Source organism: Actinokineospora globicatena (genome assembly GCF_024171945.1).
Taxonomy (GTDB): Bacteria; Actinomycetota; Actinomycetes; order Mycobacteriales; family Pseudonocardiaceae; genus Actinokineospora; species Actinokineospora globicatena.
In genome coordinates, this window is record NZ_JAMTCR010000002.1 from 1366212 (window position 1) to 1388714 (window position 22503).

At 69.2% G+C, this 22503-nt stretch carries 19 protein-coding genes; 8 read left to right on the forward strand and 11 right to left on the reverse strand.

From position 1 onward, the window contains the following. The first annotated feature begins 27 nt into the window (after positions 1–27). The 4 genes from LV79_RS06560 to LV79_RS06575 all read left to right on the forward strand — a co-directional run bounded on the left by LV79_RS06560 (position 28) and on the right by LV79_RS06575 (position 7209). Positions 28–1134: a DegT/DnrJ/EryC1/StrS family aminotransferase gene (locus LV79_RS06560; RefSeq protein WP_253833061.1), complete on the forward strand. Its 1107-nt coding sequence runs from the start codon at positions 28–30 to the stop codon at positions 1132–1134. Beyond that, a complete protein-coding gene (locus LV79_RS06565; protein WP_253833063.1) occupies positions 1131–1709 on the forward strand; it encodes an acyltransferase in 579 nt (192 codons plus the stop codon). Before LV79_RS06560 ends, LV79_RS06565 begins: the two co-directional genes overlap by 4 nt. A 490-nt stretch (positions 1710–2199) precedes the next feature. Continuing rightward, a complete protein-coding gene (locus LV79_RS34350; protein WP_253833065.1) occupies positions 2200–6147 on the forward strand; it encodes a DUF4082 domain-containing protein in 3948 nt (1315 codons plus the stop codon). A gap of 18 nt (positions 6148–6165) precedes the next feature. Then, positions 6166–7209, forward strand: coding sequence for a glycosyltransferase family 2 protein (locus LV79_RS06575; protein ID WP_253833066.1), 1044 nt, complete (start codon positions 6166–6168; stop codon positions 7207–7209). Positions 7210–7252: 43 nt separating this feature from the next. Here LV79_RS06575 and LV79_RS06580 read toward each other — a convergent pair whose 3' ends face one another. Together LV79_RS06580 and LV79_RS06585 are read right to left on the reverse strand one after the other, a co-directional pair. Then, the gene (locus LV79_RS06580) at positions 7253–7438 is read right to left on the reverse strand and encodes a DUF397 domain-containing protein (protein ID WP_372495273.1); all 186 of its coding nucleotides are present in this window, start codon (positions 7436–7438) and stop codon (positions 7253–7255) included. A gap of 9 nt (positions 7439–7447) precedes the next feature. Continuing rightward, positions 7448–8308: a helix-turn-helix domain-containing protein gene (locus LV79_RS06585; protein WP_253833075.1), complete on the reverse strand. Its 861-nt coding sequence runs from the start codon at positions 8306–8308 to the stop codon at positions 7448–7450. Between the two features lie 151 nt (positions 8309–8459). On the opposite strand from LV79_RS06585, the gene LV79_RS06590 reads away from it, so the two are divergent. The 3 genes from LV79_RS06590 (at position 8460) to LV79_RS06600 (ending at position 10102) form a co-directional block, all read left to right on the forward strand. Next, positions 8460–8678, forward strand: coding sequence for a hypothetical protein (locus LV79_RS06590; RefSeq protein WP_253833077.1), 219 nt, complete (start codon positions 8460–8462; stop codon positions 8676–8678). Positions 8679–8766: 88 nt separating this feature from the next. Further along, positions 8767–9264 carry a SigE family RNA polymerase sigma factor gene (locus LV79_RS06595; protein ID WP_253833080.1) on the forward strand — a complete coding sequence of 166 codons (498 nt, stop codon included), beginning with the start codon at positions 8767–8769 and terminating at the stop codon, positions 9262–9264. Between the two features lie 10 nt (positions 9265–9274). Then, positions 9275–10102, forward strand: coding sequence for a hypothetical protein (locus LV79_RS06600; protein ID WP_253833082.1), 828 nt, complete (start codon positions 9275–9277; stop codon positions 10100–10102). Positions 10103–10124: 22 nt separating this feature from the next. On the opposite strand, the gene LV79_RS06605 is transcribed toward LV79_RS06600, so the two are convergent. The 5 genes from LV79_RS06605 to LV79_RS06625 form a co-directional block, all read right to left on the reverse strand. Continuing rightward, positions 10125–10946, reverse strand: a complete 822-nt coding sequence (locus LV79_RS06605) for a glycosyltransferase family 2 protein (protein ID WP_253833084.1) — start codon at positions 10944–10946, stop codon at positions 10125–10127. Beyond that, a complete protein-coding gene (locus LV79_RS06610; protein ID WP_253833086.1) occupies positions 10943–12499 on the reverse strand; it encodes an oligosaccharide flippase family protein in 1557 nt (518 codons plus the stop codon). The genes LV79_RS06605 and LV79_RS06610 overlap by 4 nt, the downstream gene beginning before the upstream one ends. After that, complete coding sequence (locus LV79_RS06615) at positions 12496–13938, reverse strand: O-antigen ligase family protein (RefSeq protein WP_253833088.1); 1443 nt, start codon at positions 13936–13938, stop codon at positions 12496–12498. The genes LV79_RS06610 and LV79_RS06615 overlap by 4 nt, the downstream gene beginning before the upstream one ends. Before the next feature lie 2 nt (positions 13939–13940). Further along, on the reverse strand, positions 13941–14972 hold the full coding sequence (locus LV79_RS06620) for a YveK family protein (RefSeq protein ID WP_253833090.1): 1032 nt from the start codon (positions 14970–14972) through the stop codon (positions 13941–13943). A 140-nt stretch (positions 14973–15112) separates the two neighbouring features. Then, positions 15113–16744 (reverse strand): hypothetical protein, encoded by a 1632-nt coding sequence (locus LV79_RS06625; RefSeq protein WP_253833092.1) that lies wholly within the window; start codon positions 16742–16744, stop codon positions 15113–15115. 264 nt (positions 16745–17008) lie between these two features. Here LV79_RS06625 and LV79_RS06630 point away from each other — a divergent pair, with 264 nt between their 5' ends. Further along, positions 17009–18175, forward strand: coding sequence for a right-handed parallel beta-helix repeat-containing protein (locus tag LV79_RS06630; RefSeq protein ID WP_253833100.1), 1167 nt, complete (start codon positions 17009–17011; stop codon positions 18173–18175). A gap of 99 nt (positions 18176–18274) precedes the next feature. On the opposite strand, the gene LV79_RS06635 is transcribed toward LV79_RS06630, so the two are convergent. The 4 genes from LV79_RS06635 to LV79_RS06650 form a co-directional block, all read right to left on the reverse strand. Further along, a complete protein-coding gene (locus tag LV79_RS06635; protein WP_253833102.1) occupies positions 18275–19207 on the reverse strand; it encodes a nucleotidyl transferase AbiEii/AbiGii toxin family protein in 933 nt (310 codons plus the stop codon). Continuing rightward, positions 19173–20111 (reverse strand): type IV toxin-antitoxin system AbiEi family antitoxin domain-containing protein, encoded by a 939-nt coding sequence (locus LV79_RS06640; protein ID WP_253833104.1) that lies wholly within the window; start codon positions 20109–20111, stop codon positions 19173–19175. The genes LV79_RS06635 and LV79_RS06640 overlap by 35 nt, the downstream gene beginning before the upstream one ends. Before the next feature lie 99 nt (positions 20112–20210). Beyond that, a complete protein-coding gene (locus LV79_RS06645) occupies positions 20211–21176 on the reverse strand; it encodes a TolB family protein (RefSeq protein ID WP_253833106.1) in 966 nt (321 codons plus the stop codon). Further along, positions 21173–22411: an MFS transporter gene (locus tag LV79_RS06650; protein ID WP_253833108.1), complete on the reverse strand. Its 1239-nt coding sequence runs from the start codon at positions 22409–22411 to the stop codon at positions 21173–21175. The genes LV79_RS06645 and LV79_RS06650 overlap by 4 nt, the downstream gene beginning before the upstream one ends. Positions 22412–22503: the final 92 nt, after the last annotated feature.

Consider the following 22503-nt stretch of genomic DNA (forward strand, 5'->3'; position numbering starts at 1 on the left):
CCCTTTCGCACCTGAGGAGAGCTCACCATGACCGGCCCAATCCCCCTGGTCGACCTGGCCGCCCAGCACGCCGCCGTGGCGGACGAGGTGGCCGCGGGCTGGGCGGCCGTGCTCGCCAAGACCGCGTTCGTCGGCGGCCCGCAGGTCACCGCGTTCGAGGGCGAGTACGCCGCGTTCGCCGGGGTCGAGCACTGCATCGGCCTCGGCAACGGCACCGACGCGCTGGAGCTGGCGCTGCGCGCGCTGTCGATCGGCGCTGGCGACGAGTGCATCGTCCCGGCCAACACCTTCATCGCCACCGCCGAGGCCGTCGCCCGGACCGGGGCGACCCCGGTGCTGGTGGACTGCGACCTCGACACCGCCCTGATCGACGTCGACGCCGCCGCGGCCGCCGTGACCACCCGCACCCGCGCGGTCCTGCCGGTCGACCTCTACGGCCAGGTCGCGCCGATCGAGAAGCTGCGCGCGGTGCTGCCGACCAACGTCGCCATCGTCGAGGACGCCGCCCAGTCGCAGGGCGCCACCCGCCATGGCCAGACCGCGGGCTCGTTCGGCGACATCGCCGCCACCAGCTTCTACCCGGGCAAGAACCTCGGCGCCTACGGCGACGCGGGCGCGGTCACCACCTCGCGGGCCGACCTGGCCGAGCGGGTCCGGCTGCTGGGCGCGCACGGCTCGCCGCGCAAGTACGAGCACCCCGTCCTGGGCTTCAACTCCCGGCTCGACACCCTGCAGGCCGTCGTCCTGTCGGCGAAGCTGCGCAGGCTCGCTGGCTGGAACGCCGCCCGCCGGGTCGCCGCGGACCGCTACACCGCGTTGCTGTCCGAGGTGGACGGTGTGACGACCCCGGTCGTCGCCGAGGGCAACGTGCCGGTGTGGCACCTGTACGTGGTCCGGGTCGCCAACCGCGACGCCGTGCTGGGCAAGCTGCACGCCGAGGGCATCGGCGCGGGCATCCACTACCCCACGCCGGTGCACCTGACGGGCGCGTTCGCCGACCTGGGGCTCGGCGAGGGCGCGTTCCCGGCCAGCGAGCGGCTCGGCGCCGAGATCCTGTCCCTGCCGCTGTTCCCGGAGATCACCGAGGCGCAGCAGGAGCGGGTTGTGTCCGTGCTCACCGAGGCGGTCCGGTGACGACCGTGTCATCGAGCGTGTTCGTCCACGAACGTGGACTGTGCGAGAGCGACGAGGTCGGCGCGGGGACCCGCGTCTGGGCCTTCGCGCACGTCCTGCCTGGCGCGCGCGTCGGCAAGGACTGCAACATCTGCGACGGGGCGTTCGTCGAGACGGGCGCCGTTCTTGGCGACCGCGTGACGGTCAAGAACGGCACGCTGGTGTTCGGCGGGGTGACCTGTGAGGACGAGGTCTTCCTCGGCCCCAATGTGCTGTTCACCAATGACTTCCGGCCCCGCGCGCACATCCGCAAGGGTCCTGACCAGCTGATTTCCACCGTTGTCAGGCACAACGCGACCCTTGGCGCCGGCACCGTGGTGGTCTGCGGGACCGAGATCGGCGCGTTCGCTTTCGCCGGCGCGGGCGCGGTCGTGACCAAGGACGTGGAGCCGCACGCCTTTGTCGTGGGCAACCCCGCGGTGCGCAAGGGCTGGGTTTGCGAATGCGCAGCGCGGCTCGACGAAGATCTGCATTGCGCCGAGTGCGGGCTCGACTTCCGCACCGCCGGGACGGGCAATGGGCTGACCCGGGCCTGAGTTTTCACGTTTCACCCAATGGCCGCCGATCACCATCGGCGGCCATTCGGGTTTCCGGGCCTGTTGCCCGGCACCTTCCTGTGCGCCGATCAGGTGATTGTCGTGCGGTGCCGATCGACCGCCGGGACCCCCGAGCAGGTAAGGGATTCCCCAAAGGACACTGCGAGTTGGCTGGGAGCGGGCGGTGCCTCACCCGCAGCCACAGATCCACTCTGGACGGTGAACACCCGGTTGCTGGCTGGACATTGACCAGCTCTACCCCAGATGGGGGTAACGGTGTCATCGTATGTGACGATGTGCAGGTAAATAGGAACCGTGTGCCCTGTCGCGCGTCCCCTATTCGGTGCCAAGTTCAGATTTTACCTAACAGCGGTTACTCACCGTGGAGGCTCGGATGGACCGTGCGAAGCTGGCCGCACGCGCTCGGGGGCGGGCAGGGCGTGGTTTACGCACTGCTCTCGCAGTATCACTTGTCGTTGTCGGACTCCCCGTGCTCGTTGCGTCACCGGCTGCCGCCGGTCCGTGTGACGCGCCCGTTAACCCAATCGTCTGTGAGAACTCGAAGCCGGGAACGGAGCGCGGCGACTGGTTCGTCGAGAGCCCGTACGGCGACATCGAGGGCTACGCGACCGCCGCGAGCATCCAGCCCGGCGAGCGGCTCGATTTCAAGATCAAGACTCCCAGCACGAACTACCAGATCGACATCGTGCGCCTCGGCTACTACGGCGGCACCGGCGGCAGGCTCCAGCAGACGCTGGCCCCCACCGCGCACCTGCCGCAGAACCAGCCGGACTGCCTGTACCAGACCACGACCGGCATGGTCGACTGCGGGAACTGGGGTGTCTCCGCGTCCTGGTACGTGCCGAGCACCCAGGTCCCCGGGTTCTACGTCGCGAACTTCATCCGCAACGACGGCAACGGTGCCTCGCAGTACCCGTTCGTCGTGCGCAACGACTCGTCGACCTCCGACATCGTCGTGCAGACCTCCGACCAGACGTGGCAGGCCTACAACAAGTACGGCGACAAGGACACCAACCAGTACAACCTGTACGAGGGTGGTTTCTCCGGCTCGCCGGACGGCCGTGCGTTCAAGGTCAGCTACAACCGGCCGTACCGCAACGCGGGCACGTCGAACTTCCTCAACGCCGAGTACCCGATGATCAGGTTCCTCGAGCGCAACGGTTATGACGTCAGCTACCTCACCGGCGTCGACATCACGCGCAACCCGAACCTGCTCAAGAACCACAAGGTGTACATCTCCTCGGGCCACGACGAGTACGTCAACGCCATCCAGCGCACGGGTATCGAGTCGGCCAAGGCCGCGGGTGTGAACCTGTTCTTCTCGACCGGCAACACCATGTTCTGGAAGACCCGGTTCGAGAACTCGATCGACTCGTCGAACACCGCGCTGCGCACGATGGCCTGCTACAAGGAGACCAAGGCCGTCGGCGGCGCGAAGATCGACCCGAGCCCGCTGTGGACCGGTACCTGGCGCGACCCGCGCCAGTCCCCGCCCAGCGACGGCGGCCGCCCGGAGAACGCGCTCGTCGGCACCCTGTTCAACGTCAACGGCTACCGCGCGGACTCCATCCAGGTCCCGGCGTCGTTCGGCCGCAACCGGTTCTGGCGCGGTACGTCGATCGCCTCGGCGACCACGACCACCACGCTGCCGCAGGGCACCCTGGGCTACGAGTGGGACGGCGACCCGGACAACGGGTACCGCCCCGCGGGCTCGATCCCGCTCTCGGACACCACGGTCACCGTCGACGACGGCCAGTTGCTGCTCGACTACGGCCACCTCTACGGCGGCGGTCCCGCGAACCACAAGATGACGCTGTACCGGGACCAGACCAGCAAGGCGCTGGTGTTCTCCGCCGCGACGGTGCAGTGGTCCTGGGGTCTCGACTCCGACCACACCTTCCCGGCCGGTGCCCCGCCGACCGCGCCGACCAGCCTGGCCATGCAGCAGGCGACGGTCAACCTGCTCGCTGACATGAGCGCGCAGCCCAAGACGCTGATGGCGGGCCTGAGCCTGGCGACCAAGTCGACCGACACCGTCGGCCCGACCGTCACCATCACCTCGCTGACCGAGGGCTCGACCGTGCCCGCGGGCACGCCGCGCACCATCACCGGTACCGCGGTCGACGCGGGCGGCGGCAAGGTCGGCTCCGTGGAGGTCTCCGTCGACGGCGGCACCACCTACCACCGGGCGACCGGCCTGGACAACTGGTCCTACGCCTGGACCCCGAGCACGCTCGGGGCGGCCACGGTCAAGGTCCGCGCCTCCGACGACGGCGCCACCCTCGGCGCCACCGTCAGCAGGAACGTGACCGTCGGCGCGCAGCAGTGCCCGTGCACCATCTTCGGCACCCAGACCCCGAGCACGGTCGACGGCGGCGACGCCGCGGCCATCGAGGTCGGCACCAAGTTCACGACCTCGGTCAACGCCACGGTCACCGGTGTCCGCTTCTACAAGGCGGCCACCAACACCGGCTCCCACACCGGCAGCCTGTGGACCTCGGCGGGCCAGCAACTGGCTACCGGCACCTTCTCGGGTGAGTCGGCCACCGGTTGGCAGACACTGACCTTCGGCACCCCGCAGCAGATCCGCGCCGGGCAGACCTACGTCGTGTCCTACAGCGCGCCCAACGGCCACTACTCGGTCGACCCCGGGTTCTTCAACACCAAGGGTGCGGGCATCGTCCCGCTGACGGCGCCCGCCACCGGCAACACCACCGGCGGCAACGGCGTGTTCAAGTACGGCTCGGGCTTCCCGAACAGCTCGTACAACGGCGGCAACTACTGGGTCGACGTGGTCATCACGACCGACGGCGCGGACAACACCGCGCCGGTGGTCAGCTCGACCGCCCCGACCTCGGGTGCCACCGGCGCCTACCGCGACGGCAGCGTCTCGGCGACCTTCAACGAGGCCGTCGACCCGAGCAGCGTGCAGTTCACCGTCCAGGCCAACGGCAACCCGGTCCCGGGCACCGTCAGCGTGGACGACAAGAAGGTCACCTTCAGCCCGACCGACCTGCTGCCCGCGAACACGGTGCACAACGTGTCGCTCAACGCCACCGACGGCTACGGCAACGCGCTCGCCGCCGTCAAGACGTGGAGCTTCACCACCGGCACCACGCTGCAGCCGTGCCCGTGCAACCTGTTCGGTTCCCGGACCCCGGCCACGCCGGACGCGGGTGACGCCAGTGACGTCGAGCTGGGCGTGAAGTTCACCGTGGGTGCCAGCGCCAAGGTCACCGGCGTGCGGTTCTACAAGAACTTCAACAACGTCGGCACGCACACCGGCTCGATCTGGACGACCGGCGGGCAGCGCATCGCCACCGGCACGTTCACCAACGAGACGGCGACCGGTTGGCAGACGCTGACCTTCGCCGAGCCGGTGCAGATCCAGGCGGGCCAGACCTACGTCGCCTCGTACCGGGCGCCCACCGGGCACTACTCGGTCGACCACGGCTACTTCGCCAACCAGGGCGCTGGACGCGGTGTGCTCACCGCGCCGAGCTCCCCGGCCGCGAACGGCAACGGCGTGTACGTCTACGGCGGTGGCTTCCCGAACAGCACCTACAACGCGAACAACTACTGGGTCGACCCGGTCATCGACACCTTCGGGGCGGACAACACCCCGCCGTCGGTGAGCTCGACCAGCCCAGCGGCCAACGCGACCGGCGTGTCCACCGGCACCGGTGTCACGGCGAACTTCTCCGAGCCGATCAACCCGGCCACGCTGCAGTTCAGCGTGACCCGCAACGGCACCGCGGTCCCGGGCACCACCCAGATCGCCGCGGACAACCGGAGCGTCACGTTCGCCTCGACCGACGTGCTCGTCGGCACCGCGCAGTACACGGTCAGCGTCCAGGCGGCTGACTCGTGGGGCAACCAGATGGCAGCGCCGTTCACGTGGAACTTCACGACCGGTGCCGCCGGGCAGTGCCCGTGCAGCCTGTTCCGCCCGACCGACGCCCCCGCGCACACCGCGGTGGACTCCACGGTCGAGCTGGGCATGCGGATCACGCCGAGCCAGAACGGCTACATCCGCGGCGTCCGGTTCTACAAGCCCGCGGGTGACGCGGGTACGCACACCGGAACGCTGTGGACCAACGCTGGCGCCCAGTTGGCGACCGGCACCTTCACCGGCGAGACGAGCAGCGGGTGGCAGACCCTGACGTTCAGCACGCCGGTCCAGGTGACGGCGGGTACCACGTACGTGGTCTCCTACTGGGGCTCGGCGGGCAACTACGGCTACACCACGCAGTACTTCACCACCGACCGGACGAACGGGCCGCTCACCGGGCCCGCGAGCACGGAGGCAGCGCCCAACGGCGTCTACCGTTACGGCAGTGGAGGCCTGTTCCCGAACGGCTCCGGTAACGGAACCAACTACTGGGTCGACGCAGTGTTCGCGACTACTCCGTCCTAGTACTAGGGAGCTAGCCAAGTGGCCAGCGTTGACGTGGTGATCCCGTGCTACAAGTACGGGTCGGTCCTGCCGACCGCCGTGCGCAGTGTTCTCGACCAGCCGGGCGTGGACGTCCGGGTGCTCGTGATCGACGACTGCTCCGGTGACGGCAGTGCCGATGTGGCCCGCGAACTGTCCGCACAGGACAGCCGGGTGAGTGTTCTGGAGCACGAGCGGAACAAGGGCCACATCGCCACGTACAACGAGGGCCTCATGGACTGGGCGAGCGCGGACTACTGCGCTCTACTGTCCGCCGACGACGCACTGACCCCGGGTGCGCTCTTGCGGGCCGCACGCCTGCTCGACGCGCACCCGGAGGTCGGCTTCGTCTACGGCCGCCCCCTGCACTGGGACGGCAGCACCCCGCTGCCGCAGGCGCGCACGGAGGACCAGGGCTGGACCGTCTACAACGGACCGTCCTGGCTCCGCCGCCGCTTCGCCCTCGGTGAGGGGTGCATCACCTCCCCGGAGGTGGTGGTCCGCACCACCCTGCAGAAGAAGCTGGGTGGCTACGACCCGGAACTGCGCCACACCGGCGACATCGAGATGTGGATGCGCTTCGCCCTGCACGCGGACGTGGGGTACCTCAAGGGCGTCGACCAGGCCTACTACCGGGTCCACGGCAACAACATGTCGGCGGCGTACTACGCCTCGGTCGTCAACGACCTCCGCCAGCGGCTGGCCGCATACACGGCCATCACCTCCCGCACCGACAACAACCTCCCCGACCGCCTCGACATGGACCGCGCCGTTCGCCGCGTCCTGGCCCGAGACGCCCTCCGCCGCGCGGGCCGCGCCTTCGACAAGGGCCGCAGCGACACGGACCCCGTCGACGAACTCGTCGACTTCGCCCGCGAGTCCCACGGCGACATCGAGAACCTCCCGGAGTGGCACACCTTCCAACTCCGCAAGCGCCTGGGCCCCAAGCGAGCCCGGGCCCTGTCCCCCCTGGTCCTCACCGCCCCGGCGCGTCGCATCCGCCAACACGCCCGAATCCTCAAGTGGCAGCGCGAGGGGATCTAGAGCCCGACGACAGGGCGGCCCACGGGCCGCCCTGTTCTGGTTTCTAGGCCAAGGAAGCCAGCAGCGCGGTCAGGCTCCGCGCGGGCAGGACCACGATGGGGCCGGTGGGGTTCTTGGAATCCCGCACCGCCACCCGCTCGGCGGCGAACGCCACCTCCACACACGCACCGTTGCCGCTGCTGGCACTGCTCTTGCGCCACACCGCCCGGGAAAGGTCTAGCTTGGCCATCATTGTCTCCTACTTCAGTTGCTGTGCGAGTTCTTTCAGCAGTTGCGATGAGTCTGCGGGACTCATCGCAACTGCCCGCAGGTGATCGAAGATGAACTCGTAGCGGTGTACATCCTTCTCTGACTCCAAGAAGAGATCGCCCGCCATGCTGTCGATGTAGACCAGGTCTGTGTCCATCAGGTCAGGGAAGGTCAGGTGGATGAACGACCCTGGCATGCCTGGATGGGCGCCTGCCCCGAACGGCACGACCTGTAGCGTCACCTCAGGGCATGCCGCCGCATCCAGCAGCCGCTGGTATTGGCCTTCCATCGTGCCGCGACCGCCGACCATGCGGTGCAAGGCTGCCTCGTCAACGATCGCCCAGAAGCTCGGCGGCTTCTCCTTGCTCAACAGCGTCTGCCGTGACAGCCGTGCCTGAACTCGCGCCTCGATGTCCTGCTCGCTGTACTGCGGCAGGACGCCGCGGATCACCGCCCGGGCATAGTCCTCGGTTTGCACCAGACCGGGGATGAACAGCGATTCGTAGTTCCGGATCGTCTTCGCCTCGGATTCGAAGCTGATCAGGGCCGTGTACTCGTCGGGCAAGTCGCTGTGGAACGGCTGGAGCCAACCCTGCTTCGCGGCGTCCTTCGACAGCGCCACGAGCTGCGGGCGCAGCTCCGCGTCCACCTCGTACAGGCTCAACATCGCCGCCAGTGTCCGGCCCTGGGGTCGGGCCTTGGCCGACTCGATCCGGTACAGGGTGACGCTGTTGATCCCGGTCTGCTCCGACACCTCTTCCCTGGTCATCCCGGCCTCGCCGCGCAGCCGCCGGAGTTCGGCGGCCAGGCGGCGGAGCCGGACCGTGGGTGTCGTCTTGCGCTGTGCCACGGGGTCCAATCTTTCCGCACTCCTCCCACACCCAGCAAACGCATCACTTGATTATGCAGGGTTGCGTACCCAGCCAAGCTCCTGCATGCTTGTGTTTACACCCCGCTCTGTCACCCTTTGTAGTCGGGGCGCCGAAGCCAAGGAGTCGCCCGTGGACATCACCAAGACCGCCAAGTACGCCTTCAACGGCGCCTACGCCATGGACTACGTGGTGCGGAACCCGCACGACATCGAGCTGACCTTCGGCAAGCCGGGTGAGACCCCGGTGTTGTCCGTCCGCGTCGACGACATCTCCCGTGTCGCGATGTTGGCCGTCAACGCGACCAGCGACGTGCACGTCCTGCTGAACCTGCCCCCCGACCAGGACTAGTCCCGCACACTCGGGGGAGAACGGGTGCAACCCCCGTGTCGGTAGCGGGCGTGTGTAGTGGGTAGCTACAGGCTGGCCAGGGGGTTCGATGAGCGATCGGGATCGCGACTTCGCTGAGTACTTCGGGGCGAGGTCGACGAGCATGCGCGGCACGGCGTACTTGCTGTGCGGCGATTGGCACCGGGCGGAGGACCTGGTGCAGACCGCGTTCGTCAAGCTCTACCGGGTCTGGGACAGGGTCGCCGAGCGCGGGAAGCTCGACGGTTACACCAGGCAGATCCTGGTCAGGACGTTTCTCGACGAGACCCGGCGCGGGTTCTTCAAACGGGAAACGGTGACGGAGGACCCCGGTGACCACGCCTCGCCGAGCGGCGGGAGCGTGGAGGACCGGGTTGTCCTGTTGCGGGCACTGGCCAGGGTGCCCGCCCGGCAGCGTGCCGCACTGGTCCTGCGGTACTGGGAAGACCTCTCGCTGGAGGAGACCGCGCGGGTCATGGGCTGTTCCGAGGGCACGGTGAAGAGCCAGGCCGCTCGGGGGCTCGTCAACCTGCGCGGTCTGCTCCCCGCCCCCACCGCGACCCTCTGAAGAAGGACCAATGGACGAGCACTCCTTGCGTTCCGCGTTCACCGAAGCCATGAACTCGACCCCGACGCCGCCCGAGATGGACGGCGAGCGGGTGCTGCACGACGCGCGCCAGGCCAAGCGGGCGCACCGGGCGAAGCTCGCGGGCTTCGCCTCGGCCGCCGCCGTGGTCGTGGTCGCCGCGGGTGCCTTCGCCCTGCCCGTGCTGGGTGGCGGTGTCGCCGACTCCGTCGCCGTCGGCAGCACCCGGCACCCCACGCAGAGCCAGACCGGCAGCCCGGACCCGACGGCGACCGAGACGAAGCCGACGTTCCCCTCCGGCCAGTCCGACCGCACCGAGACCAGCGGCCCGCAGGACGACCGGAGCAAGGTGCTGCTCACCCGCGTCCTGGAGGTCGTCCCGCCCGGCTACACCGCGCCGGAGCAGTTCGACAACCCCGACAGCCTCCCGGCGCGCGACCACCAGGCCCAGGTCGTCGACGACCACGCCGAGGTCTGGGAGTACCTGGGGTACATCACCGTCGGCAAGGGCGACGGCCGGTGGGGCCGGATCGTGGCCGCCAGTGTCCACTTCGGACAAGGCGCGGTCGGGTGCGGCACCGAGGAGTCCCGCCCGCCCGCCGAGTGCAAGACCATCGAGGTCGGCGGCAAGCACGTCGCGGTCTACACCGGCGTCGGCCGCCCCGACCAATGGGCGGTCTACCAGCACCCCGACGGCGTCGTGGTCACCGTGACCCAGAGCAAGTCGATCATGCCCCAGATCCAACCCCTCGCCGACTACCCCTTCACCGCCAGTGAGCTGGCTGCGCTCGCCACGGGCACCAAGTTCACCTTGAGCTAGCGGGCCAGGAAGCCCCCGCCGGTCAGGCGGGGGCTTCCGGCGTCCAGGCCGTGTAGTAGCTGTCCTCGTTGACCAGGTACCGCACCGTCGGCTCCGGGACGTGCTGCACGACCCGGGTGCGTGCCATCCGGTGCACGAACTCCCAGTCCTCCTTGGGCAGCGTCTTCTTCACCCGCGGGATCCGGCTGAACAGCACGTCGTCGCCGCGGCGCAGGACGATGGAGTTCGAGTCGACGTACGGCGAGTCGTCGACCATGGTGCGGCGGTCGAACTCCTCGGACAGCACGTCGAGCACCGTCCCGTCGGCCCTGCGCCGCTCGACGGCGGAGTACACCAGGTCGGCGCCGCGGTGCAGCGCGGCGAGGGTCTGCTCGAGGTGGTCCTCGCGCCAGGTGTTGTCGTCGTCGAGGAAGGCCAGGTACTTCGAGCGGGTCAGCCGGATGCCGACGTTGCGCACCAGGCCGAGCACTGCGGAGTTCCGCGACAGGCTCACCGCGACCAACCGGGGGTCCGACGGCAGCGTGGGCAGGCCCGCGCCGTCGTCGACCACGATCACGACCTGGTCGTCGACGGTCTGCGCCAGCGCCGACTCGACCGCGAGCGGCAGCAGCTTGGGCCGCTTGTAGGTCGGCATCACGGTGGCCACCAGGGTTTCCGGCCGCTCGCCGACGGCCGAGCGCAGCCGCGCCACCTCGCCGTCCTCGAACTTGCGCAGCGCGGGCACCCGGCGTCCCAGTTGGACCTTCGTCTTGGCCTCGTGCATCGGCCACAGCCCGAAGGTGTCGCGGAGGGCGCGGCGGACCGTGGCGGACACGCCGTTGCGGTCCTTGAGGGGGGCGGTCACGCGGCCACCCCCGAGCGGCCGGGGAGCATCTTGCGCATCGGGTACACCACCGGGAGGTAGACGAGTGCGGCCACCAGGCCGCCGATCAACATCTGGGCCCACACGTTCGAGAAGGTCTCGCGCACGACCACCGCGGACCCGACCAGCAGCACGCCGCCGACCAGTGGTCGCACGCACGCCCGCAGCGACGGCGCCAGCCGGATCCCGCGCCGCGCCACCATGAAGGCGAAGGCGGGCAGCACGATCAGCACCGCCACCGCCGCCTGGGCGATGGCCGCGCCGCGGATGCCGTCGAGGTGGGTGCCGAGGAACAGCGCCGGGACGACCGTGCCCAACCACAGGCCCTGCAGGCCGATCAGCACCCGGTTGCCGTCGAGGGCGACCATCAGGTCGTAGCCGATGAACAGCAGGATCCGGGCCAGGCCGAGGATCGCCAGGAACTGCAGCGCCACCGCGCCGGGCACCCACTTGGCGCCGTAGATGATCTGCAGCATCGGCGCCGCGTAGCAGGCCAGCAGCGCGCACACCGGCAGCGCGGCGGCCATCATCAACCCGACACCGCGGGCCAGCGCCTGCTCCAGTTGCCGCTTGTCGTCGGCCATCCGGGAGAACCCGGCCAGCGACACCCGCCGCGCGGCCTCGGAGAAGATCTGCAGCGGCAGGCTCGACTGGTTGAACACCATCAGGTACAGGCCGAGCGCCGCCGCGTCCAGCATGCCGCCGACGACCAGCTTGTCGACCTGGGTCACCGACAGCGTCAGCAGGCTCGCGGCGGCCAGCGGCAACCCGAACTGGATCAGCTGCCTGGCCACCACCGGGTCCCAGCCCGGCCGCACGCGCACCGGGCACAGCCACAGGTAGCAGCTCATCGACACCAGCGCGCCCGCGACCTGCCCGATCGAGAAGCTCATCGGGCCCGCGCCGGACGCGCCGAGGGTGATGGTCAGCGTGGTGACCACGACGAACGACGCCGCGTCGCAGAAGAACCGGGTGCGCTGCAGGAACTCGCGGTTGAGGACGGTCGCGGGCACGATCGCGATGCCGTCGATCACCACCGCCAGGCACAGGATGTTGACCACGGGCACCGCTTCCGGGTTGCCCATCAGGTCGCAGTACCAGGGCGCCAGCAGGAACAGCAGCCCGTAGATCAGCAGCGAGTTGAGCACGGCGATGGTCATCGCGGTCGGCGCGAACTCGCGCACGTCGCGCTCCCAGCGCACCACGGCCAGGCTCACGCCCAGCTCGTTGAACGCCTGCAGCACGGTCAGCGCGGTCACCGCGATCGCGAACACGCCGTAGTCTGCGGTGGTCAGCAACCGGGCCATCACGATCCCGGCCATGAAGATGCCCATCCGCAGGACCACGGTGTTGAGCAGGCTCCACAGGATGCCCCGGCCGACCTTGGTGCCGACGGTCGGTTCGGCGAGCGCGGGTTCGCTGGCGAGCGGGGGTGCCGCCGGTCCCAACTCGGTCGCCACCGCTCTGGCCGCCGGTAGGTCTGACTCGCTGGCGGTCGGAGGCTGTTGCGGCGCCTTGGGGGCGTCACCGGTCACGCGGACACCTCAGGTCTCTGGTCAGGTCGAGTGCGGGGACGATCAGGTCTCGACCGGGTGGTCGGCCCGTCCCGGTGATGTCGTCGTCGCAACCGCCCCGGGCGTTGCGCCGGTGGGGTCAACAGTGGCGGAATCCCACCTGGTTGCTCCTGCACCGTCCGCCACAGCGCTCCCGCGATCCCGATCAGCAGGAAGGTGTAGCCGGTGGCGACCGCGAAACCGATCAGGTCGAAGGTCGCCGAGGAGATGCTCGGGACCGCGATGCACGCGGCGAGCGTGACGCCGAGGTCCTTGATCCGCGGGTCCTTGCTCGCCAGCCGCGCCCGGAACGCGCAGTACATCGCGGCCAGGTACAGGAAGATCAGCAGGGCCAGGCCGATGGCGCCGTTCTGCACCAGCGTGCCCAGGTACTGGTTGTCCAGCCAGCCGTACTTCTCCGGCAGGTACGTGCCGAGACCGCGCCCGAGGAACAGGTGCTCGGGGATCTCCTTGCCCGCCCGCTCGACCGCGCGGCGGCGGCTCTCGGCGCTCGGGTCGACGCTGATGCTGGTGAACAGGCTCAGCAGGGTGCCGACGAGACCGGGCACCATCAACCGCATCGCGATGAGGAAGCCGAGCATCCCCCACAGGGCCTTGACCCGGCGCTTGGGCGCCATCGCCGGGATGATGAAGATCGCCGCGATGGCCAGGCCGAGGATCGCCGACCGCGACAGCGACTGCATCGAGGCGACCGCCAGGATCGCCAGGCACAACCACCACCGCTTCGTCTGGCCGCCGTGGTCCAGGCCGCGCAGCGCGTAGTGCAGGGCGAGCGGCACGGTCATCGCGCAGACCACGCCGAACTCGATCGGGTGGCCGGAGGTCCCTGCGGGGCGGCGGAAGTTGGAGCGCTCCAGCACGTAGGACATGGAGCCGTTGGCGCGCAGGCCGGGCAGCATCAGGTACTGCGTGAGGTCGAGCGCGGCCATGAACTGCAGGATGCCGACGAACGCCATGAAGGTGGCGCCGACGATCATCGCCTTGAGCACCCGGTCGATCCTGGCCAGCCCGCGCACGCCGTCGGTGACCGCGATGCCGACCGCGACCACGGCCATCACCGTGATCAGCGTCCGGTCGGCCGCCGCCAGCTCGTCGCCGGGCAGGTAGCCGTAGGTGGCGTAGCCGTAGGTCGCCAGCTGGGAGCAGACGAACAGGAACAGCGCGGTGCGGGCGGCGTTGCGGCCCTTGGCCACGCCCAGCGTGCTGACCATCTGCGCCAGGAACCACAGCACGCCCATGAGCAGGCCGATGGCCACCCCGGGGGTGAGCGACATCGGCAGGCCCTTGATCACCAGGGCCGCCGGGATGACGGTCATCGCCAGCGCGTACACGCAGGCGATCGTGGCGCCGTCGAAGCGCGCTTTGCCGCCGGTCTGGTCAGGCAGCTGCTCGCCCGCCACGGTCAGCCACGCGGTTCTTGCGGCGCCTGGGCAGGCTTGACGCGGACGGTCGGAGGCTCGCGGTACTCCTCAGGCGACCGGTTGCCCTGTCCTGGGCGGCGGTTGAGCGCGCTACCGGGCGCGGGCGGCGTCAACTGCCCGCTCTTGGTGCCGGTGGCGGGGGGCTTGGGAGCGCCGTTGGCCGGCCGACCGTTGGGGTTGCTCTTGTTCCCCGGCTCCACCTGGGCCGGTCGCAGCATCTGGGTCCGCTCGGACGACGACTGCCCCAGCGGCTGCGGGGTGCGCGTCACGGGCGGCAGGTTCTGCCGGGGCGGCTCCGGGTCCCGGGGGGCCGGTCGGGACGGCTCCGCGCGGTCGTCCACGTCGTCGAGGTCGTCGTAGTCGTCCAGGTCGTCCTCGTCCGGGTTCTCCTTCAGGCGCTTGCGCTCCTTGCGGGTCTCCAGGAAGTAGACGACGGTGAGGCTCGCGATCAGGCCGAGTACCAAGGCGACCGCCGCGCCGCGCAGCTTGCCGCCGCGCAGCGGCTCCGGCTTGGTCGGCGGGACGACGTCGTCGACGCCGATGAACGTGCTCGGCGGCGCGTTGAGCGCCTGCTGCCGCTTCGCCAGCTCCGCCTTCACCCGGTCGAGGACCTTCACCGCCAGCTCGCGGGCACCGGGCTCCGAGGCGCTCTCGGTCTTGACGGTGATGAACGGGCCACCGTCGCCGCCGCCGGTCAGCACGAACTTGTGGTCCGGCGAGTCACCGCCGAGCGACTTGACGACCTCGGGGGTGTTGATGCTCTGGATGACGATCGCGGCCGAGATGGTCAGGCTGGTCTCGAACGCCAGCAGCGGGTTCGTCTGGCCGGGGACCTTGTCGGTGACGCTGGTCGCCCCGCCCGCGGGCGAGGTGAGGACCATCGTGCCGACCGACTCGTAGTGCAGCGGGATCGCCACGTAAGCGCCCCCGGCGGCGCCGATGGTCACGGCGAACACCGGGAGCGCGATGTACCACCGCTTCAACAGCAGCAGCAGTGTCTTGAAGAAATCCATCATCTGCGCCCCAACACACGACGTGACACGAGCTACCGGTCCGGTCGCCTACTTGTAGGTTCATCGCTAAGCGAAGAAAGTCGTTACTCCATGTGATGCTACGCGCGCACCTGCTCGGCTGATCGGTCTAAACGCCCGATCTACCGGTTCAGGTTCACCTCGTACCTCCACACCCGGTAGGACGTACCGTCTGCCACCGGGGTTGTAAGCAGCAGGTCTTTATCGCAGACGACGATGTCGACTTTGGTCCCGCCGCCCTGCTGCGGCTCGACGAACCGCACGCAGCCCGGGTTCTTCTCGTCCGGTGTGCCCGGATCGCTGTCGCCCCGCGCGTAGAGGGCGACCCCTCGGCTGGCGAGGAACTGGTGCACGGTGCCGTTCTTGAGGGCGTCGAGGTAGTCGGCCGAGTTGACCAACCCTTCCAAGTGGACCACCGGTCGGTGCAGGTGGTAGCCCACGCTGCCCGCCCGGTCACCCATCGCGATGGGCTCGCCCGCCGGGGCGAGCGCGTCGATCTGCGCGGCGACGGCCGGTCCCGCCTCGATGAACGCGGAGCGGGCCACGCCGCCCTTGCCCGAGCGGACCGCGTTGGCGCCCACGGCCGCGACGACCACGAGCACGACGGCGAGCGCGGCGTACTTGCGCGCGGGGACCCAATTCGCCCATTTGTCCACAAGGGCCGGTCCGGCGAGCGCGACGGCCAGTGGCGCGGAGGAGAAGTACCAGGGCCACAACTGCCAAGAGGAGGTGAACGCGTAGTAACCGACGGTGAGCGCGCCACCCGCCAGGATGACCGCGCCGAACCGGGCCGAGAGCCCCAACCCGCCGGTCGCCCTGGCCACCAGCGCGCCCACGACCACCACGATCCCGATGGCGCCGAGGTAGGTGGACTGGCCGAACAGCACGGGGGAGGTGAGGAACTGGCCGATGGTGTCGGCGTTGAACCCGCCACCGCCGATCGCTTTGGCCTGCCCGGACACCGGCAGCGGGGTGTGGAACAGGGCCTGGTTGACCAGGAGGTAGGCCACCAGGGCGGCGGCCGGTGCGGCGGCCATCCACAGGCCCAGCCGCAGCCACGGCTTGCCAGCGCGGGTCCAGGCGACCACGGCGACGACGGCGAGCACGGCCATCGGGAAGACGGTGTCGAGCCGGGCGAGCACGGCGATGGCGACCAGGACGCCGACCTTGCGGGCGGCGGCCGCGCCGAAGTCGGGCGCGGTGAAGCCGTCGGTGCGCAGGTAGGTCGCGGCGAGCCAGAGCAGGGCGAACAGCAGCAGCCCGGTCTCCATGCCGGAGTACCAGAACGAGGGACCCGCCGCGCCCACCACCAGGAGGGGGGCAGCGCAGAGCGTGACCACGACCGGACGGCCGGTGAACTGCCCGATCCGGTCGATCTGCCGTCCGGACGCAATGGCCAGGACCGATGAGACCAGCGTCACAGCAACCAACGCGGCCTTACCGTTCGTGATGGAAAACACCGGAACGAGGATCAACAGCCACAGAGGGTGATATCCGTTGGTCGGGTCGAGCCCGTTGAAGGTCGAACCGTCGCCCGCGGCGATATGTCCGGCTACGCCGAAGTAGTAGAAGGCGTCGTCGTCGAAGAGCCCGACCGAGGTCGAGTACGGGGTGAACGCGACCACCGCGATCCGGATGACCGCGAGTACGCAGGCCACCGCCGTGGCGGTGAGCCACACGGGTACTCGCGTGCTGGCCCCGTCGGCGGCGTCGAGCCGTTCCGGGGCGGGTGTCGGACGGGCGCTCGTGCGCATCCCAGCTCCCGGCTGCCTGGTGATGGGTGAGCGGATGTGCTCGGTGCAGGCATCGCGTACCAGGCGGAATCGTTACGCAGCGTCGCCTCGCTCGGACGAGTGACGGATCCCACGCTTGGTAATCAAGATGGCCGCCGCTTCGTGACTCCATTGTGATCTGGCGAGCGATGTGCCTAGAGTTCCAGCGGCTCCGGGACACCGTTGTCCCGGGGTGAAACCCTTGTCCTGTAACGGGGGCGACTTGTTGCCAACCGGAAGGATCTCATGTCCGCTCGACATCACACGTCTGCGGAGTTAGGCAAGCGGCACGGTCTCAGACGGGCGCGCGACATCGCCCTCACGACCGGACTGGCCCTGGGGGCGCTGGTCCTGGCATCAGGGTGCAAGCCCGTGGCCGGGAAGCCCGCTCCGCCCGTACCGACCATCCCGACGAGTTCGACCATCCCGGCGCCGACCTCCGCGCCGACCTCGACCGAGACGACGACGACGAGTGCTCCACCGTCCACCACGACGGTGTCGAGCGGCTCACCGACCGCCTCGTCGACCCTCAAGCCATCCACCCCCAAGCCGACGGCCCCGCAGCCGGGCACGCCACCGCCCAACGGCGCGGCGCCCCAGCCGGGCCAGGTCGGGTTCAAGGGTGACCGGGCGAAGCTCAAGGTCGTCGACGGCCCCGGCTCCGCCCCACCCGGCACCACGTGGAACTCCGGCGCGCTGCGCTTCAGCGGCAACGTCACCCTCGAGAACGTCTACGTCAAGGGCGGCATCGAGTACAACGGCAAGGGCACGCTGACCATCAAGAACTCGGTCATCGAGGGCAACCACAACAGCTGGGCGCCCCTGCTGGGCAACAGCGGCCACATCAACGTGAGCGACACGACGATCACGTACAAGGACGACCAGTGGCCGGGCCCGCAGTGGGGCAACGGCGCCATCCACGGCGACGCCACGGTCACCGTCCAGCGCTGCGACATCTCGGGCACGCCGGACGGCATCCAGAACGGCCCCGGCAACAGCACCATTGAGCAGAACTACATCCACGACCTGCTCCGCGCCGGTGCCTACCCGAACAACACGCACAACGACGGCATCCAGTCCTACGGCGGCCCGAACACGGTGATCCGGTTCAACCGCATCGACATCAGCGCCGACGGCAAGGCCTACGACGGCACCCACCAGAACGCCGCGGTGTTCATCATGGAGGGCGACTCGGGCCAGACCACCGGCCTCCAGATCGTCGGCAACTACCTCGCAGGCGGCGGCTACATCATGCGAGTGGGCGCCTCCGCCCGCGCGGCCGTCATCACCGACAACAAGTTCGGCACCACAGCAGGCGGCTGGGGCGAAGCCCTCATCGACAAGGGCGCCACCATCGCCGCCTGGTCGAACAACGTCAGCTCGTCGAACAAGCAGATCAACAAGCCCAGCTAGCCCCCACGGACTTGTTCCCAAGGCCGCCGTCACTCCCCCAGGTGACGGCGGCCTTCTGCTACGCCAACCACCGCGAGCCTGCGTGGGGCAGCCCCTCGTTCAGCGCCAGGCTTGTTCCAGGGGACGCCACTTCCCGGCGGGTGGTTCGGGTCGCAGGAGTGGGGTGATGAAGGCGTTGGCGAGGTCGTGGACCCCGTCCAGGGTGCGCAGGTGGGCCGGGAGCTCGCCGACACCTTGGGCAGCCTTGCGGTAGCCGATGGACCAGTCGCGGCTGGGAACTCGGTAGGCGGCTGGAAGGGTGAGGTTCTTGCCGTGCCGTACCCGGCGTGCGGCCTCATCGCGGAGGATGCGGTGGGTCTCGATGCCGGAGAGCGAGGTGTTCACGGCGAACAGGGCGAGGTCGACGAGGTCTTTGTACCGGCTGGATGGGTTGCCCTTGGCTTGGTACAGCTCGTACATCGCGCAGATCTTGTCAGCGACGTGGTCTTCGACGGGAAACAGGCGTGCCTCGGGCCAGGGAGCGCACTCGGTGGTGAAGACGGGGTCGAGCGGTTCGGTGGTGACGGTGCCCCGCGGCGCGTGATCGGCGGCCACCACGTCGACGTTGACCTCGTAGCCCGCGAGGGGAGCCTGCTCGAACATCACCCGGAACCGCACGTTGCGGGTCGGGTTGTCCAGGTCGACTTGTTCGGAGGTCGACAGGTGGCCGAACCAGATCTCGTCGTCGAGGCGGAGCGCCGCTGCCACCTTGAGGACCTCGACGGCCGCCGCGGTGGTGTCCTCGGTGCTGAGCAGGTCGATGTCGCTGGAGTAGCGGGCAGCGGGCCAGCGCACCAGCATGGCCTGTCCGCCCTTGAGGACCCACCGCTCGGCGTGCTCGCCGTGGAAGACGCGAGCGATGAGCCGCCGGTGGAAGTGCAGTTGCAGCAATTCGGTGAACGAGCCCCCGGTCTCCCTGGCCTTGTTCTTGGCACGGTCCTTTTGGGAGGCCAGATAACTACTGGGGGTTCTCGGTTTCGGTGGTAGCGCCACGGCCGCCATCTTCGTCCTCGCCGTCGACGATGGCACGGAGGGGACGCGTGTCGGGCTTGGGCGACACGCGTATGCCTGCGATTGCTGAGCGGATCCGGTCGGTCGAATCGCCGGCGGGTGCGCCGATTCCAGCGGTGCCCAGCAGTGCGGTGATATCGACTGATCCCATGCCCGTGAGAGCTTGCATGGCGTTGCGGAAGCCTTGTGCTGCGGTGGTTCGCGGTGGGGCCGGGCGCTGTGCGAGTTGGGCGGTGGTGGTGCCGATCTGGGCGAGGAGGTGTTCGAGCAGTGCCTCGCCGTCTCCGGGTCGGCGGACGCCGTAGCGGAGGGCGTAGGGGCCGATCCGCTCGGCGAGCGTGTCCAGGCGCGCCAGGTTCGCCTCGACCGCCTGTCGGATGATCGCGGCGACGTGGCTGCCGTCGACGTGCTGGTCCAGCAGGTCGCAGATGGTGCGCACGGCTGTGGTCACCGGGAGCCCGTCCAGCGAGGTCACGTCGTCGTCGTCCAGGTGGGTTGTCTTGAACCACAGGTCTGGGTCGCGGCTGGTGCGCCGTTTCGGCGCGCTGATGGTGATCCGGTCGTCGACCAGGTCGCCGAGCCCGTGCAGCCGGGCGGCGGATTGGTGGGAGAGCACCCCGCCGTTCACAGCCAGAGGTTCCCGCATCCACGCGGGTGTTCCCGGATCTAGAGCCAGCCAGGCGGCCTGTTCCTCGCGGGCGCCGGACCGCACTGCCGTGGTGGCCGCGTAGACGCCACGGCGGACGCGGTCGAGGTGGCCTGTCTTCTCCAGTCGGTGCAGGGTGACGCCGTCTACGCCGACACCCCCGGCCTGTCGGGACGTCACCATGCCCCACTGCTCAGCCGTGAACGCGCCAAGCAGTCCCAGTCCTCGCTGCGCCTCCATGCAGCAAATATTACACCCATGTGCAGCGTTTTTAACGTCGCAGATGTAAGAAGTGCTGCATCAACCTGTAACAAATGCTGTCTCAGGTCAACTGCTTGGTCAAGCCGCTGGTCCCGGTGACGACGCGGCCGCGACCAGTTCTCGGGGTTGGCCGGTGCCGTCTGCGGCGGATTCGTAGATCGTCGGGGCGCCGCCCTGTTGGACCTTGGCGTAGGCGAGGGTTGTGGGGTTGAGCCAGGCGGCTTGGTCGTCGACGCCGTCGGAGCCGGGGAGTTGGGTTTCCTTGCCGGAGGCCAGGTCGAGGACGTAGAGCTGCCAGGTGCCCAGGCGCCCGCCGCGTTTCTTGTACGCGACGCGGGTCTGGTCCGGCGACAGGGACGGGCACTCGGCGGACTGGCGCACGGTCACCATGGCGCGGGTCTTGAGGTCGCCCTTGATCAGCCAGGTCGTGTTCCCGGAGCCCAGGGTCGCGTAGAACGAGTTGTCGTCCGAGGCGACGGTCACGCCCCAGTAGTTCTCGTTGACCCGCTTGTCCGGCACGCCCTCGATCGTCATCGAGAACGCTTCCAGCGACTCGACCAGTTCGCCGGTGCGGAGGTCCAGGATCCCCGTGCGCGTCGAGAACCCGCCCGGGGCGAGGTAAGAGTCACCGGTCACGAACACGGTCCACGACACGATCTTGCCGGACGCCGACACCCGCGCGCGCGACGGCGTACCGGGCAAGGGCACCGTCCGGACCTCGGATCCTCCCACGTACACGGCAGCCTCATACGCGCCAGGCAGGCTCATCCGCAGGCACACCGTCGTACCGGCGGAGGTGTACACGCGTAGACACTTCAGCTCCCCCGGCGTCCTCTTGCCCGAAGCGTCCAATGTCGACACGAGGTTCTGGCCGCTGCCGTTGTCGACGAAGGTCAGCCCGCTCGCCACCGCGGCGCCCGGCTGGGTCGCGGCGACCTGCTGGTCCCGCACCGTCACCACCACGTAGACCACCCCGAGGGCGATCACGACCACCATCGCGGTTACCCCGACCACGATCCGGTTCCGTACGAACCAGTCCTTCACCGCGAGACCTCCGGGCGGATGAGCAGGAACACGCCGACCAGCGCGATGACCATAGTGCTGATCGAGATGAGCACCGCGGTGCTGAACGCGAGGTTCTGCAGCAGCAGGCCCACGGCGATCGAGGAGGCGAACCGGGCGAGGGCCTGGCCGGTCTGCACGATCGACAGGCCGCTGGCCCGCAGGTGCTCGGGCACCAGGGTCGCACCGTGGGCCATCAGCACGCCATCGGTCGCGGCGTAGAACAGCCCGTGCAGCCCGACGGTGATGACCACCAGCACGATCCCGGTGAACGGGCCGAGCAGCAGCAGGTACACCGCCAGCAGCACGACGTGCCCGGCGAAGAAGACCCGCCAGCGGCCGAGCCGGTCCGCGAGCCTGCCCAGCGGGGTCGCGGCCAGCAGGAACGTCAGCGCCGTCCCGACCGGCATCAGCGCCAGCCAGGTCGGCGACACCCCGGAGACCTTCTGCAGCACGACGAACACGAACGCGTCGGAGATGGTGGCCAGGCCGAGCAGCCCGGCGGCGATGGTGGTCCGGCGCATGCCCTTGTTGCGCAGCAGGTCGGCGGTGGCCCGGAGGGTGACGACCTTGCCGGGGACCCGCTCGAGCCGGGGCTGGCGGACGAAGAAGATGAGCACGATCACACCGAGCGCGGCGAAGCAGAAGCTGATCATGAAGATCGGGTTGGGCCGGGTGGTCACCCAGGTCAGCAGCGCGAATGTCGCCAGTGGACCGAGCAGCGCGCCGATGGTGTCCATCGTGCGGTGCACGCCGAACGACTCGCCCAGCTTCTCCTTCGGCGTCACCAGCGAGATCAGCGCGTCGCGGGGGGCGGTGCGCAGGCCCTTGCCCGCCCGGTCGATCGCGAGCACGCCACCGAGACCGACCGAGGACGCGCCGATCGCCGGGAACAGCAGCTTGGTCGCCGCCGACATGCCGTACCCGGCGATGGCGACCGCCTTGTGCCGGTGCACCCGGTCCGAGATGTGCCCACCGACCAGCCGCAGCACCGCCGTGGCACCGGTGTAGATGCCGTCGAGCAGGCCGAGCTGCAGGTAGCTCATCTGCAGGTTGAAGATCACGTAGATCGGCAGGAACGCCGTCACCATCTCCGAGGAGATGTCTGTGAGCAGGCTCACCGTGCCCAGGAGCACAACGGTGGTCGGCACCCGGCTCGGGCGGGCTCCACCGTCCGACGGCGACGCCTTGGTCTGCCTGGTCGACGCAACGTACACCCGAACACCTCCGCAGCTAGACCGCATCGCCGCGGTGCCTCGACCCGCGTATCGGAAAAAAACCACGGTGTGTAACAAGCTGCCGAACTGGA

What these genes read in the sequence shown, in the direction of transcription:
- LV79_RS06560 (WP_253833061.1), top strand. Translation starts at nt 28, where the DNA reads ATGACCGGCCCAATCCCCCTGGTCGACCTGGCCGCCCAGCACGCCGCC.
- LV79_RS06580 (WP_372495273.1), bottom strand. Translation starts at nt 7,438, where the DNA reads ATGGCCAAGCTAGACCTTTCCCGGGCGGTGTGGCGCAAGAGCAGTGCC.
- LV79_RS06595 (WP_253833080.1), top strand. Translation starts at nt 8,767, where the DNA reads ATGAGCGATCGGGATCGCGACTTCGCTGAGTACTTCGGGGCGAGGTCG.
- LV79_RS06600 (WP_253833082.1), top strand. Translation starts at nt 9,275, where the DNA reads ATGGACGAGCACTCCTTGCGTTCCGCGTTCACCGAAGCCATGAACTCG.
- LV79_RS06620 (WP_253833090.1), bottom strand. Translation starts at nt 14,972, where the DNA reads ATGGATTTCTTCAAGACACTGCTGCTGCTGTTGAAGCGGTGGTACATC.
- LV79_RS06625 (WP_253833092.1), bottom strand. Translation starts at nt 16,744, where the DNA reads ATGCGCACGAGCGCCCGTCCGACACCCGCCCCGGAACGGCTCGACGCC.
- LV79_RS06630 (WP_253833100.1), top strand. Translation starts at nt 17,009, where the DNA reads ATGTCCGCTCGACATCACACGTCTGCGGAGTTAGGCAAGCGGCACGGT.
- LV79_RS06640 (WP_253833104.1), bottom strand. Translation starts at nt 20,111, where the DNA reads ATGGAGGCGCAGCGAGGACTGGGACTGCTTGGCGCGTTCACGGCTGAG.